The organism is Streptosporangium brasiliense (assembly GCF_030811595.1).
In the GTDB taxonomy this organism is placed as follows: Bacteria; Actinomycetota; Actinomycetes; order Streptosporangiales; family Streptosporangiaceae; genus Streptosporangium; species Streptosporangium brasiliense.
This window is the reverse complement of the sequence record NZ_JAUSRB010000002.1, coordinates 7,291,996-7,304,384: the sequence shown is the minus strand read 5'-3', so window position 1 is coordinate 7,304,384 and position 12,389 is coordinate 7,291,996. Positions and strand designations below refer to the sequence as shown.

General features: G+C 68.9%; 14 protein-coding genes and 1 pseudogene. 8 read left to right on the top strand and 7 right to left on the bottom strand.

Annotation, left to right across the window (positions count from 1 at the left end):
* Positions 1–155 precede the first annotated feature (155 nt).
* The 3 genes from J2S55_RS42380 to J2S55_RS42370 form a co-directional block, all read right to left on the bottom strand.
* Positions 156–491, bottom strand: a complete 336-nt coding sequence (locus J2S55_RS42380) for a hypothetical protein (RefSeq protein WP_306873043.1) — start codon at positions 489–491, stop codon at positions 156–158.
* Between the two features lie 291 nt (positions 492–782).
* Positions 783–1,208, bottom strand: a complete 426-nt coding sequence (locus tag J2S55_RS42375) for a VOC family protein (protein ID WP_442480500.1) — start codon at positions 1,206–1,208, stop codon at positions 783–785.
* 1,316 nt (positions 1,209–2,524) lie between these two features.
* Positions 2,525–2,947 carry a MarR family winged helix-turn-helix transcriptional regulator gene (locus J2S55_RS42370; RefSeq protein WP_306873037.1) on the bottom strand — a complete coding sequence of 141 codons (423 nt, stop codon included), beginning with the start codon at positions 2,945–2,947 and terminating at the stop codon, positions 2,525–2,527.
* Positions 2,948–3,034: 87 nt separating this feature from the next.
* Here J2S55_RS42370 and J2S55_RS42365 point away from each other — a divergent pair, with 87 nt between their 5' ends.
* Positions 3,035–4,033 (top strand): quinone oxidoreductase family protein, encoded by a 999-nt coding sequence (locus J2S55_RS42365; RefSeq protein ID WP_306873034.1) that lies wholly within the window; start codon positions 3,035–3,037, stop codon positions 4,031–4,033.
* Positions 4,034–4,122: 89 nt separating this feature from the next.
* Here J2S55_RS42365 and J2S55_RS42360 read toward each other — a convergent pair.
* Both J2S55_RS42360 and J2S55_RS42355 read right to left on the bottom strand, forming a co-directional pair.
* A pseudogene (locus tag J2S55_RS42360) lies at positions 4,123–4,965 on the bottom strand (DsbA family protein); the annotation flags it as partial.
* Between the two features lie 13 nt (positions 4,966–4,978).
* The gene (locus J2S55_RS42355; RefSeq protein ID WP_306873032.1) at positions 4,979–5,107 is read right to left on the bottom strand and encodes a hypothetical protein; all 129 of its coding nucleotides are present in this window, start codon (positions 5,105–5,107) and stop codon (positions 4,979–4,981) included.
* Between the two features lie 371 nt (positions 5,108–5,478).
* Between J2S55_RS42355 and J2S55_RS42350 the strand changes: the two genes are divergently transcribed.
* Together J2S55_RS42350 and J2S55_RS42345 are read left to right on the top strand one after the other, a co-directional pair.
* Positions 5,479–6,687: a DUF6461 domain-containing protein gene (locus J2S55_RS42350; RefSeq protein WP_306873029.1), complete on the top strand. Its 1,209-nt coding sequence runs from the start codon at positions 5,479–5,481 to the stop codon at positions 6,685–6,687.
* Positions 6,688–6,758: 71 nt separating this feature from the next.
* Complete coding sequence (locus J2S55_RS42345; RefSeq protein ID WP_306873026.1) at positions 6,759–7,424, top strand: DUF6461 domain-containing protein; 666 nt, start codon at positions 6,759–6,761, stop codon at positions 7,422–7,424.
* A 157-nt stretch (positions 7,425–7,581) separates the two neighbouring features.
* Here the strand turns inward: J2S55_RS42345 and J2S55_RS42340 are convergent, their stop codons facing one another.
* Together J2S55_RS42340 and J2S55_RS42335 are read right to left on the bottom strand one after the other, a co-directional pair.
* Complete coding sequence (locus J2S55_RS42340) at positions 7,582–8,103, bottom strand: calcium-binding protein (RefSeq protein ID WP_306873023.1); 522 nt, start codon at positions 8,101–8,103, stop codon at positions 7,582–7,584.
* Between the two features lie 281 nt (positions 8,104–8,384).
* The gene (locus J2S55_RS42335) at positions 8,385–8,807 is read right to left on the bottom strand and encodes a VOC family protein (protein WP_306873020.1); all 423 of its coding nucleotides are present in this window, start codon (positions 8,805–8,807) and stop codon (positions 8,385–8,387) included.
* Positions 8,808–8,854: 47 nt separating this feature from the next.
* Between J2S55_RS42335 and J2S55_RS42330 the strand changes: the two genes are divergently transcribed.
* From J2S55_RS42330 to J2S55_RS42310, 5 genes are all read left to right on the top strand, one after another.
* Positions 8,855–9,262: a MerR family transcriptional regulator gene (locus J2S55_RS42330; RefSeq protein WP_306873018.1), complete on the top strand. Its 408-nt coding sequence runs from the start codon at positions 8,855–8,857 to the stop codon at positions 9,260–9,262.
* A gap of 177 nt (positions 9,263–9,439) precedes the next feature.
* Complete coding sequence (locus J2S55_RS42325) at positions 9,440–9,808, top strand: BlaI/MecI/CopY family transcriptional regulator (protein WP_306873015.1); 369 nt, start codon at positions 9,440–9,442, stop codon at positions 9,806–9,808.
* Entirely contained in the window at positions 9,805–10,755 is a 951-nt protein-coding gene (locus J2S55_RS42320) for a M56 family metallopeptidase (protein ID WP_306873012.1), read from the top strand. Before J2S55_RS42325 ends, J2S55_RS42320 begins: the two co-directional genes overlap by 4 nt.
* 373 nt (positions 10,756–11,128) lie before the next feature.
* Positions 11,129–11,938, top strand: a complete 810-nt coding sequence (locus J2S55_RS42315; protein WP_306873009.1) for an alpha/beta fold hydrolase — start codon at positions 11,129–11,131, stop codon at positions 11,936–11,938.
* Positions 11,935–12,372 (top strand): GbsR/MarR family transcriptional regulator, encoded by a 438-nt coding sequence (locus J2S55_RS42310; protein ID WP_306873005.1) that lies wholly within the window; start codon positions 11,935–11,937, stop codon positions 12,370–12,372. The genes J2S55_RS42315 and J2S55_RS42310 overlap by 4 nt, the downstream gene beginning before the upstream one ends.
* The last annotated feature ends 17 nt before the right edge of the window (positions 12,373–12,389 follow it).

Genomic DNA, 12,389 nt, shown 5'->3' with positions numbered 1-12,389 from the left:
AGTGTCGGTCAAGATCGCTATTCGGCGGGAGCTCCGTGGGGGACCAAGTCCGTCATCAATCGTTGAGGCTGTTTCTGATGGGGCGCAGACCGAGTGTGCCGGAAAGAGGCAGTAGGCGTCGGGCGCACTGACGAGGTCGAGCCTGCCTGCGTGTCTCACAGGATCGACACGAGCACCATGGATGTGATCGTGGGCAGCAGGACCACCGCGGAACTGACCACCCAGAAGGGGCGTGCGGCCTGGCGGGTCCTGTGGCGCACCAGTATGTTGATCAGCCACCACACGGCCACGAGTGCACTCAGCAGTGGCACAAGGAGCACCAGCCAAGGAAAAATGCCGTCATTCTCTGTCGGTTCTCTCTGCGTAAGCCCTATCGCTGCGAGCGGGAAGTTCACCGCGAAGAGCCCCAGGCCCCACAACGGGATGACAACGACGGAGCCCAGCACGAGGTTCACGGCGACGGGGACGCCCCACTTCAAGCGCTGTGCCATGCCGGTGTGCCTGGGGTGTGTGTCACCTGGTTCAGGGTCACTTCGTTGACGCCCGCCGCCCGTCACTCCTGCCATGGCAGTGGATGATCCCACGATAAGGGCGCAGCCGCATCGGCGCTGCGCTCGGGGCCGTGTCACCAGAGGCTGGGGAGCTGTGAGTGACCGGGAGTTCCCTGCCGGGTTGACGTAAGAGTCCTACCGGGCAGAGCGACCCGGGAAACGCGGCGTCCGGTGCAGTTCCCGGGCGCGGGTGCCCGGATGGTCCTGCGTGCGCGGTCCCCTCGGCAGCCTTCAACTGAGCTGCTCGGCCAGTCCGACGATGATGCCCTCGGGGCCGCGGACATAGCAGAGCCGGTAGCTGTTCTCGTACTGTGCCAGCTCGCCGACGAGTTCGGCGCCGTGAGTGCGCAGGCGGGAAACGACGTCCTCGATGTCGTCGACGGCGAACATGATGCGACGGATGCCCAGCGTGTTCGTCGGCGCGTCCTTCGGCTCGGCACTGATCGCCTTCGGTGTGTGGAACATCGCCAGCTCGATCCGGCCGTGGCCGTCCGGCGTCCGCAGCATGGCGATGTCCTGTCGGACGTCGTCGAGCCCGATGACACGCTCCACCCAACGTCCCTCGATCGGCCCCTTACCCTCCAGCTCCATGCCAAGTTCGACGAAGAACGCAATAACGGCGTCAAGGTCGTCGACAACGATGAGGACGTTGTCCATCCGCTGGATCGTCATGCTGGGTCTCCTCGGTGTCGTACGGCCACGGTGGCCGCATCCACCCTAAGACGGAGCCGCCAGGCCGTTGGCGACATCCTCTGCCACCTCTTTTCGAGAACCTCTTGCGGCAGCAGCGCCCGTCACGCGCCGGTCGTACCGCTTCAGCCGAAACACCGCAGGTTAGAGGTCCTCTCGTCGGCCTGCGGGCCGACACTGACGCTCGGCCGGAGAGGAGGCTGCCGGTGAGACAGCGGTCGACCAAGATCCGATGCCCCGACCGGGAGTCTTGTCGCTGTCTGACCGGGCCTTGATTCCGCTTCAGATGGACGCGGCCCTTCCGGAGGTACTCCCGCTACGACGAGCCGGAAGACGGTAACAAGGCGGCCGGAGTAGAAGATCTTTATCTGGAGAAGGTCTGTCATGCTTAGCGAAGCGTCCGAGTCCAGGAACACAGCCGCGGAGGTGGAGAGCACCGGACCCGCGTCGGTGGTCCAGGCACTCGGATCGTCGGATCTGGACTTGTTCGACATCCTCGCGCAACCGAACAACCTCCAGGACCCGTATCCCTTCTACGCCTGGCTGCGTTCCAACCGGTCCGTGCACACCGACCCGGACGGCACCGTCTACCTCTTCCGTTACGAGGACGCGGTGCACCTGCGGGATCCGGATCTGCGGACCGCGCCTGTCGATGACTCCCGTTCCTTCGCCCTGCACACCTTCAACCAGACCATGGTCAAGGCTGTGGCCCCACGTCACGGCGCGCTGCGGCGCGTGGCCGGGGTCGCGTTCGACCGACGCCTGCTCGCCCGGGCCGGTGATTCGCCCGCCTGGCCGAGGCCTCCGGCCAGGCGCCGGCTGACGAGATCATCCGCCTGTGCCGGCTCCTGTGGCTGGGGTCCTACACCTCGGCCATGGCCGCCCTCGACCTCGCGGTCCTCACCCTCATCGACCCCCCCGCACCACACCGCTGCTGCACCAGGACGCGGATGCGTGGGTGGCGGAGGCGCTGCGCTACCGCAGCCCCCACGTCATCAACTCCGCCAACCTCACCACACGCCGCGAGCTGGTCATCGGCACCACCACCCTCCCACCCCACACCCCCGTCCGGTTCTTGTTGGCCGCCATGAATCGCGACGAGACCGCCTTCCCTCACGCCGACACCTTCGCTTCCCTCACGCCGACACCTTCGACCCCGGGCGCACCGGCCGGATCGCGGGAGCAGGCTGGAGCCTCTCCGAGGCCCTGGGACGCGGAATCTCGGAGATCCAGCCTGGAGTAACGCTGGATGATCTTCCCGTCGGCCGTCACCGGCTCCGGTGTCAGCCCAGCGCCTTTCGCAGCAGCGCCGTCAACTGGTCCTGCTCGTCGGGTGAAAGTCGTCCGACCGCCGTGCGGGCGAAAGCGAAGGCTTCTGCGAACCGGTGGTTGATCTCGTCTCCTCGGGGGGTCCGCGCGACGAGTCGTGCCCGGCGGTCCTGGGGATTCGGTTCGCGGGCCACGAGGCCGAGCCCTTCGAGACGCGCCACGATCTGGGTGATGTTGGAGGCGTCGCAGCCGAGCTCCTCGGCCAAGGCGCCCATGCCGCGTCGCTCGTCGAGCCGCCCGAGCACACATGCCTGCGCCGAGCTGAGCGACAGCTCCGCCGCCGCCGCCTCGTAGGCACGGTCGTACACGTCGACCAGGTCGAACAGAACAGCCTCAGCCTTGGAGGAGGTGGTTACGGGTCCGTTTGGCAGCGCCATGGTGCCAGTCTAGAGGAGTTATTTGATTCACTCAAACAAATGTGGTCCAATGAATCCTTGATTCACTCAAGTAATGAAGGGGAGCCGATGGACAGCAGGGCTGAGCGCACAGCGGACGGCGCGATCGTGGTGCCGCAGATGAACGCGATCGTCCTTGACCGGTTCGGCGGCGTCGACGAACTCTCGTCACGCCCGATACCGCTCCCGGAGGTCGGCGATGACGACGTCCTCATCCGGGTGGAATTCGCAGGGGTCGGGTCCTGGGACGCGGTCGAGCGGGAGGGGGACTACGACGGCGCTTTCGGCGTCGCGTCGGCCTTCCCCTATGTCCTCGGCTGGGACGCGGCGGGCACGGTGGCCGCGGTCGGCCGCAACGTCACCCGGTTCGACGTGGGCGAGCGTGTCTACGCTGCGACGATGCCGGTGCCGCGGGGTGGCTTCTATGCCGAGTACGGCCTCGTTGAGGCGGAGTTCGTGGCGCGCGTACCCGATCGGATGCCGACCGAGCAGGCCGGAGCGATGGCTTGGGATGCCCTGACCGCACTGAGCGGCCTCGACCTGCTCGACCTGCGGCCGGACCAGACGCTCATGGTCTTCGGGGCCAGTGGGGGTATCGGGCACCTGGCCGTACAGCTGGCGCGGCACAGTGGCATCCGCGTGTTGGCCGTGGCCTCTGGTGACGACGGTGTCGCCTTGGCCCGGCGGCTGGGCGCCGACGAGGCCATCGACGGCCGCAAAGACGATGTGCTGGCTGCGGCATCCGAGTTCGCGCCAGGCGGGCTCGATGCGGCTCTGGTCACCGCGGGAGGCGAGACTGCGGAACGGTCTCTCCGCGCGATCAGGAATTCGGGGCGGATCGCCTGGCCGAACGGCGTCCTGCCCATGCCTGTAGCCTCGCCGGGCGCGACGGTGTCCTACTATGACGGGGATCGAAGCCGCGCCGCCACCGATCGGCTGAACGCGATCATCGAGTCGAGCTCCTTCGAGGTCCACGTCGCCCGGACCTTCCCGTTGGGTCAAGTCAAGGACGCGCATCGCGCTCTGAACGATCACTATGTCGGGAAGCTGGCCCTCAAGGTCGGATAGGACGCGACAAGCCGCTCGAGGCTGCGGCTGTCCACGGCATCAACACCGCTCAGCCTTGCTGACAGGCTAGAAGTCAAGGGCCCGGCGTTTCAGCGCTGTGGCACGGTCTCCTTTTCGTGGGACCGTGGCCCGGTCAAGGGGGAGTCGGGGAAGGCGGCGTCCAGGCCGGTGATGGTCGGCACCCGTCGCAGGCCCCGCACGTGGCAGAGCGGGAAGCTCACTCCGGCCGCGGCGGCGCGGGCCTTCAGGAGCGTCTTCAGGCCGGTGGGGTCGCAGAACGAGAGCTCCCGCCCATCGACGACCGCGCGAACGGGGTGGCCGATCAGGACGATCGCGGTCGCTCGGCGCCAGGCCAGGCGGAGCTCTTCAAGGAGCGCCTGCGGGGACTGCGCGCCCGAGACGACATCTCCGTCCGCGATGACGAAGGACGGCACGCCGCTCACGCCGCGGCGGCGCGCTTCGGCTCCGTCGGCGCGCACGGCGCCGGCGTGCTCGCGCCCCCGCAGCAGCGCTCGGGCCGCCTCGGCGGGAAATCCGGCCTCGCCCGCCAGATCGGCCAGAGTGCGGTGATCAGCGAGGTGGGCCTCCTCTCCTGTGTAGGCGCGCAGCAGCCGCTCCCCGACCTGATCGCCGAGACCGCGCTCGACGGCCGCGTGCAGCAGGCGGTGCGCGTCGAAGCTGTTGACCGGCCGGGCCGGCTCCAGGCGACACGTCAGACCCAGGCCGGCGGCGAGAGCGGTCAGCCCGGCCACCCCTTCGGCTGCTTGACGGGCTGAGAGGCCGAGGTCCTGCCGCATGCGTTGCGGGATGGTCAGCCGGGCCTCGCGGGAGGCGTGGGGATCGAGTTCGAAGCTGCGCCAGCGGACGTGTACGGCTTCGCGGTGCTCGGATCCGGCGAGCGCGCGCTCCCAGCGGCGCTTGCCGAGATGGCACCAGGGGCACCGCTTACAAGAGCTGGGGAATGCCGCACCAGGTGTCGAAGCTCGTGGTGATCGCCTGCCACAGGCACCGGACGTCGTCGGGCCGGCGGTGCTCGGCGAGCAGGAGGGCGGCGATCGAGATGGATCCGATCATCGGGCACTCCGAGCCCGCGCAGAATGGCCTTCTGGGCGGTGAGGTCTCGCTCATCGGTGGAGCGGCGGGCGTCCCCGATCATGGTGGCGGCCACCGGGGAAGTGCAACGTTTACCCTCCCCTCACCGGACAGTTCACCGGGCCACCTATATGAGACGGTGTCCGCGCAGGTCACCCTCTCACTCTCCATGATCACGAGTGTCCGGTGGAGGTTCCCTTGATGGACACCATCCGCAGTTCGTCCGTCGTCCCGGATCTGAGCTGGAACTCCTGGGCCGGACGTGCGACGAGCCGATCCTTCCCGCCGTCGGAGATGTCGGATCCGCCTGCCATACTCACCGCGATCATGACGGAGAAGGAGCGAGGGGACCGATGCGCAAGATCATGCCCGCGGATTACGCGTGGGAGGACGACTGGCAGGAAGAGATCTACACCGTCACCTTCGTTCGCGACCTGGACGAGCGCGAGACGCTCCGGCGGTTCGGCGTAGCCGACGACAACATCCATCCGGTGGACGACGAGGAGCTCACGGAACGCGTCGAGGAGACCGACGGCTGCTGCGACATGGTGCTGGTGACCCGGGCCGGCGATTGGACGATCGCCTTCGAGTACGACGGCTGGGAAGGGACCCGGCCCGAGACCCTGCGCGAGCTGACCCGCGACGGCGGTGAAGCCGTCTCCGTCATGCGTCACAACTACGCCGCCTCGCATGATTTCGAACATGCCGTAGACGGCCGGATCCGGACGGCCTTTCGCCCACAGACACCGCAGGAGCGCTGGGGCAGCCACCCCGACGCTCTCAACGAGGACATGCGCGAGCTGGGCCTGGAGCCCGAGCCGGACGAGGAATTTCAGTACCTGTCCGGCTCCGTTCCTGCCGCCCTCGCCCTGGCCGGCCGTATCTGCGGGGTGCTGTTCACTCCCGCGCTGCTGGACGGGCCACTGCTGGGCGGAGTCATCACCGACCCGGTTCCCGGCGACCCCCCGGAAGGCGACCCGCTCGCCCGGCACGCCCTGCGGGCCGTCGACCGCAAGCTCGCCGAGGCCATCGATGGCGCCTCCCCTGACCTCCAGCGGCGGGCCGCGATCGCCGAGGCCCGCCGCCAGTGCGGGCTGGCCGGCGTGGCCGGCCACCCGGTGCTCGCCGAGGCGCTCGCCCGGGCCGAGCGGGGCGAAACGCCCCCGGCCGGCTACGACTCCCCGCTCGCCGAGCTCATCCGCGGCTACGAGTCGGAGCTGACCGGCCATCCGATCAACAGCGCCACCGGCGAGTGGACGACAAGCCCGTCCGCCGATCCGCACCGCTCTCCGGGCGACAGGCGCAACATCTTCTCCATCGATACTGCGACCGGCATGCCGACCTGCCCGAGCTGCAGGTGGCATCACCGCCCGGGGGAGGAGGAGCGGGAAGCGGTACGGCCTCGCTGGCAGGCGGCGGTGGCGGTGCGCCATGCCCTGTCACCCGATGCCAGGAGGGCCGCCTACAGCACCCACTTCGCCCTGGTTCACAGCGATCAGGTCATGGCTGACCGCGATCACGCGGCGGCCGTCGCCGCGATGCTGTCCACCGCCTCGGCATAGCAGGCTCCTGGTCCTGGTCCTCCACGAAGATCTTCCTCGATCCACTCGACAATGACGGAAGAGACCATCACGTGGATGACGGACGGCTCGCGGCCGATGAGGTGTACAAGCACTATCGGCGGCTTGTCGGCGAGCCCGTGCCACCCGCACTGGATGTGGCGTTGTGCTGGACGGTCGTCGTCCCCGACGTCGGCACGGTGCCTCTCACCGTGGAAGGCATCGGTACCCGATTGAGCGCGGGCGCCGGGCACGAGGCCCACGGGGCGGCCGGCCTCGACGTCGTCGACCTTCCCGACTACCGCCTGAATCCGCCTCCGGTGGCCGTGGACCGGGCCGGGGCAGCGATCGTCCTGTACGGACTCGACCATCTCGGGGTGCCTCCGGCGGTGACTCGTCCCCTGAGCACAAATGCCCGCGTATACAACGCCTGGTGGAACGTCAACTCCGTGAACCACCTGTCCCTCGCCGTCGATGGCGAGGTTCTCCTGTCGATCGACGGGCTGTTCCCTGGACGCCCTGAGGACCACCCGAACCTGGCATGGTGGCCGGAATTGACGGCGATCAGCGGCTTCTTCCTCGACTACGAGGACACCGCCTGGACTGGGAGAGACGACAACTGGGACTGGCAGGCGGGCTTCTTGACGGGCATCGAGTTGGCTACAGGGGTGCGGCTGGACCGCAGGTGGTTGAATGCGGAACATCCCTACCTGACCTTCTCAGGCCCTGTTACGCACTGAACGCCCAAACTCATCCAGAAACCCAAACTGGTGTGCTCGTCCGGCCGGTAGAAGATCAGATCCTGCCAGTCGCGGATGCGCGGCAGCAGAGGGCGGACCGGTCCATAGCTGGTCTGATGGCCACCCGGCACACGTGGTGCCGGGTGGCCATTCCTCGTCAGGCCTCGCAGCCGCTCTCGGTCTCGGCGTTGCAGACGTCGAATCCGCCGACGCCGTTGGCGACGTCGAGACCGCCGTTGCCGATCAGGGTGTCGTCCTCGGAGCCGCCGTTGAGGCCGTCCCGGCCCGAGCCGCCGTTCAGGGTGTCCAGACCCGCGCCGCCGAGGATCGACGACTGCAACGACGTGGAGTTGGTGACAGTGTCGTTGCCCCCGAGCAGCGACGCGTCGATGAACTGGATTCCGCTCCCGACCCCCACGCACTGGGCCACGTTGGCGCCGGACTGCGTACAGCCGGCTCCCGCGCTCACCCCGGACGTGGAGTCAACGGTGATCTTGCCCTGGAACACCCCGATGTTGACCGTCTCGCCGCTGGAGGTGCCGACGATGAACAGCGTGCGCCCGCTGACGTGCACGGACGTGCCGGCCGCCGCCTGGGCGGGAATCGTGAGGGCGGCGGCGGCCATGAGGCCGGCTGAGATGGTCGCCAGGGTGGCGACAAGGCGGTGTACGGACGACATGTGGATTTCCCCGTCTGATGGTCGAATCGTTGACGGGACAATGAAACCGGTCGCCTCACCCTCCGTCTGCGTCTTCTTACCGGTTGAGTTCGCCCGCTCAGAAGTCGTCCACGGCCACCGGCCCGCTGAAGGCGGTGGCGATCCTGCGGGAGCTGAACACCGCCGGCGCGGCTACCTGGAGGCGCGGCCAGGAGAGGACGGGGCGTGAGCCTGTGACAGGAGCACCCCGTCCGGGCCTGGCAGGAGCACTCCGTCCGGGCCTGCCGGGGTGAGGTGGCAGGTCAGGCGCGGCGGGCGGTGAGCTGGAGCACATAGCCGTCGGGGTCGGTGACGAAGGCGGTGGGCAGGCCGTTCTCGTCGGGGAACCGCATGAGCAGCGCGCCGCCGCCGCCCTGGACCTGATCAATCAGCGTCTGGAGTGTCGCGGCGTCGGCGACGTCGAAGCCGATGTGGTCCACGCCCCCGGAGTCGCCCGCGGTCCGGGTCTTGCCGGTGGCGCGGTCGAGGCCCCCGCCGGCCTGTTGCACCGCGAGCTGGTCGCCGGTGCCGGGAGTGGTAAGGAAGGTGATCTCCGGGGTGACGCCGGCGATCTTCATGCCGAGGCTGTCGGTGTAGAAGCGGACCGAGCGGTCGACGTCGGCGACGACCAGGTTGACGTGGTTGAGGCCCAGGGTGCGGGCGTGGTCGCGCGTGTTGTTCATCATGCGACGTATCCTTCAACTTGAAGCGCACTTCAAGTCAAGGGGGGATCGTGGACGAGGACATGCTGGACATCGCCGAAGTGGCCGAGCGCTCGGGGCTGGCGCCCTCGGCGCTGCGCTTCTACGAGCAGAAAGGGCTCATCAGCGCGGCAGGCCGTAACGGGCTGCGTCGCAGGTATGACCCGGCGACAGTGGACCGCCTGGCGCTGGTCACCTCCGCGCGCAACGCCGGGTTCACTCTCGCGGAGATCGCCGAGCTCCTCTCCGCCAAGCCTGCCGACAGCGCGCTGCGTGAACGCCTCCAAGCCAAGGCGGCCGACCTGGAGGAGCGCATCGCCCAGCTCGCCCTCATGCGCGACAGCCTTCTGCATGCCTCCGTCTGCCTGCACGACCCGCTGGTCGACTGCCCGGACTTCTGGCGCTTCGTCCGCTCCGCCCGGCCACGGCCACCCGCTTGACTTGAAGTGCGCTTCAAGTTGAAGGGGGTGGCATGTGTCATGCAGCGGTGGGGCTGTGACGTCACGCCTGTGGTCATATGCCTGTGTCATCGCATGGGGTGGGGCTGACCGATGGCTGAGCATCTACGGCGGCCGGTAGTATCACGGTATTCCGCAGGTAGTTGGGAGTTCCGTACGATGCGCCCTCTGGGAGATCTGGAGTCCGCGATCATGGACCGCCTGTGGTCCTATCGTCGGCCCGCCTCGGTGCGGGACGTCCTCGAAGACCTGCGCCGCGAGCGGACCATCGCCTACACCACCGTCATGACGGTGATGGACAAGCTGCACACCAAGGGTCTGCTCCGCCGTAAACCGGTCGGCCGGGCCTATATCTATGAGGTGGTCGCGACCAAGGAGGCGTACACCGCCGAACTGATGCGCGCCACGCTGGCCTCCAGCGGCAACCAGGCGGCCACGCTCGTCCACTTCCTTGAGCAGCTGACTCCTCAGGAGGCCGACGCGCTCGATGCCGCGCTCAAGGTGTTTCCGCCCCGGGGCCGTGCATGACGGCCGCCGTCATCCTGGTGGTGTACGCCGTGGTGGCCGTGGTCTCGCTTCCCCGGCTGCTGAAGCGGGGCGAATGGGCTGAGCGCGCTCCTCGTCTCGCGATCTCGGTGTGGCTGGCCGCCTGCGTCTCCGTGATCGCCTCCGTGCCCCTTTCCGCGCTGGCGGCCGTGATCCCCGCCGACGTGATCGGGCATGGGCTGGCCGAGTTCTTCGAAGTGTGCGCGGCCATGCTTTCCGTCGAAGCGGACCTCGGTTTCTCGGGTGCGGGCGTCGCCCTGTCCGGCGCCGCCCTGGTCGTGGCCAGAGTCGCCTACTGCGGGGCGGCCGTTCTCGTCAGGGCCCGCAGGGAACGGCGGCGGCACGCGGACATGCTGACCATTCTCGGCCGCCACGACGGCGAGCTGGGCGCGACCGTACTGGATCACGACGAGGCCGCCGCCTACTGCCTTCCCGGCAGGGGCGGCAGGACGGTCATCACCACCGCGGCCCTCCGCTCCCTGGCCGACGAAGAGGTGGCCGCGGTCCTGGCCCACGAGCAGGCCCATCTGCGAGGACGGCACCACCTGGTGCTGACCGTCACCGAAGCCTTCGCCCGGGCCTTCCCCCGCCTGCCGCTGTTCACCCGGGCGAAAGGTGAGGTCGCGCGGCTGATCGAGCTCCTCGCCGATGACATCGCGGCCCGCCGTCACCGCCGCATCCACATCGCCTCCGCCCTGGTACGGCTGGCCACCGGACGCGCCCCCGCCTTCGCCCTCGGAGCCGGTGGCGAGACGGCGCTCACCCGGGTCAGGCGCATGCTCAACCCGGCCGCCCCCCTCGGGCGCCGGGAACGTCTCGCCGGGCTCGCCGCCGTCGTCCTCCTTCTCGCCGGCCCGGTGACCGTGGCCGTCGAGCCGGGCCTGCGATCGTTCCTGGCCCACCACTGCCACAGCATTTCGATCTTCTAGGCTCTCAACCGTCCACGACGGTGGATAGTAGGCCAGGACGGGGTTTCCGTATGGCCTCCATCGATCGGTGTTCTCGCCTGCGGGTCGGCGCCGCCCTGCCCCTTCCGCTCCTTCTCGGTACGGCGTGCGCCTCCCCGCCCCGCGGCCACCGGCGCCGAGCCGGCCCCTTCACCCGCCACCGTCCTGCGGGTGCTACGCGAGCACGACGAGCGGACCGCCGGAAAGGCCGAGCCGGCCAACGGATGATCAGGCCATCCACCATGCCCCTTCTCAGCACCGACCGCTGTCGCTGGATTCCCCCCGGGCCCGGCGACCAGCTTCTTACGGCACCTCATGCGGTCGGATCTACGCTCAGATTCGCTATATTCAGTAAATGCTAAATTTGTCCCTCAGTGTGGACGGCTGTGACCTTCGATACGCCGACAGTGGCGGTGACGGCGTTCCGGTGGTGTTCTCGCACGGCGCCGGGGCCGACCACGTGATGTTCGACGCCCAGCGGGACCACTTGCGGACACTCGGGTACCGGGTCGTCACCTGGGATCTGCGCGGCCACGGGCTCTCTCGACCGGCCGGTGCGCCGTTCACCGCCGAGCGGGCGACGACGGACCTGCTCGCGCTCGTCGAGCACCTGCGGCTCGACCGGCCGGTGCTGGTGGGTCAGTCGCTGGGCGGCAACCTGAGCCAGGCGCTGGTCCGGCGGCATCCCGAGCTGTGCCGGGCACTGGTGGTCATCGGCTCGACCTGGAACACCGGACCCCTGTCCACCGGGGAGCGCCTGTTGCTGAAGGTGGCGGCGCCTTCCCTGTCGGTGATCCCGGCCGGGCGGCTCCCCGAGCTGATGGCCGGCGCCTCCGCGGTCACCCCGGCGGCCAGGGCCGATGCGCGCAGGGCGTTCTCGCAGCTCACGAAGGGGGAGTTCATGGAGGTGTGGCGGGCGACCGTGGGCTTCCTCGACCCGGATCCGGGTTATCGCACTCCCGTGCCGCTCTGCCTGGTCCGCGGGGACCGGGACCGTACCGGGAACATCGCCACGGCCATGCCGAGGTGGGCAGCGGCCGAGGGGGTCGAAGAGATCGTCGTGCCCGGAGCCGGGCACATCGCCAACCAGGACGCGCCCGAGGCGGTCAACGCCGCGGTCGAGACGTTCCTCCGCACAAGCCTCCAGACGAGGGGGACAGCGTGAACGCCGAGCGGCGGGCCGCGTTCGTCACCTCGGTGGGTGATCTACTCGCCTCGTGGCACCTGCCGCACGCCACCGGCCGCGTCTACGGACTGCTGCTGATCACCGACCGGCCGGACACCCTCGATGCGATCGCCGCCGAGCTGGGGCTGAGCAAAGGGGCGGTGAGCACCGCGGTGCGGCAGCTCGACTCCTGGGGACTGGCCAGGGTGATCCCGCAGCCGGGCAGCCGCAGGCTGCTGGTGGAGGCGGCGGGCGGGTTGGAGACGCTGCTCGAGGCGGGCCACGCGCGCGCCAGAAAGCTGATCGCCGCCCTGCACGACGGCGAGACCCTGGTGGGCCCCGGTCCGGCACGGGACCGCCTGCAGGACGTGATCGGCCTGTTCGAGGGGTACGTCGACGTGGGCGTGGAGCTGCTGCGCCAACGCCGCCGCTGAGGCCGCCGCCCGGTCAG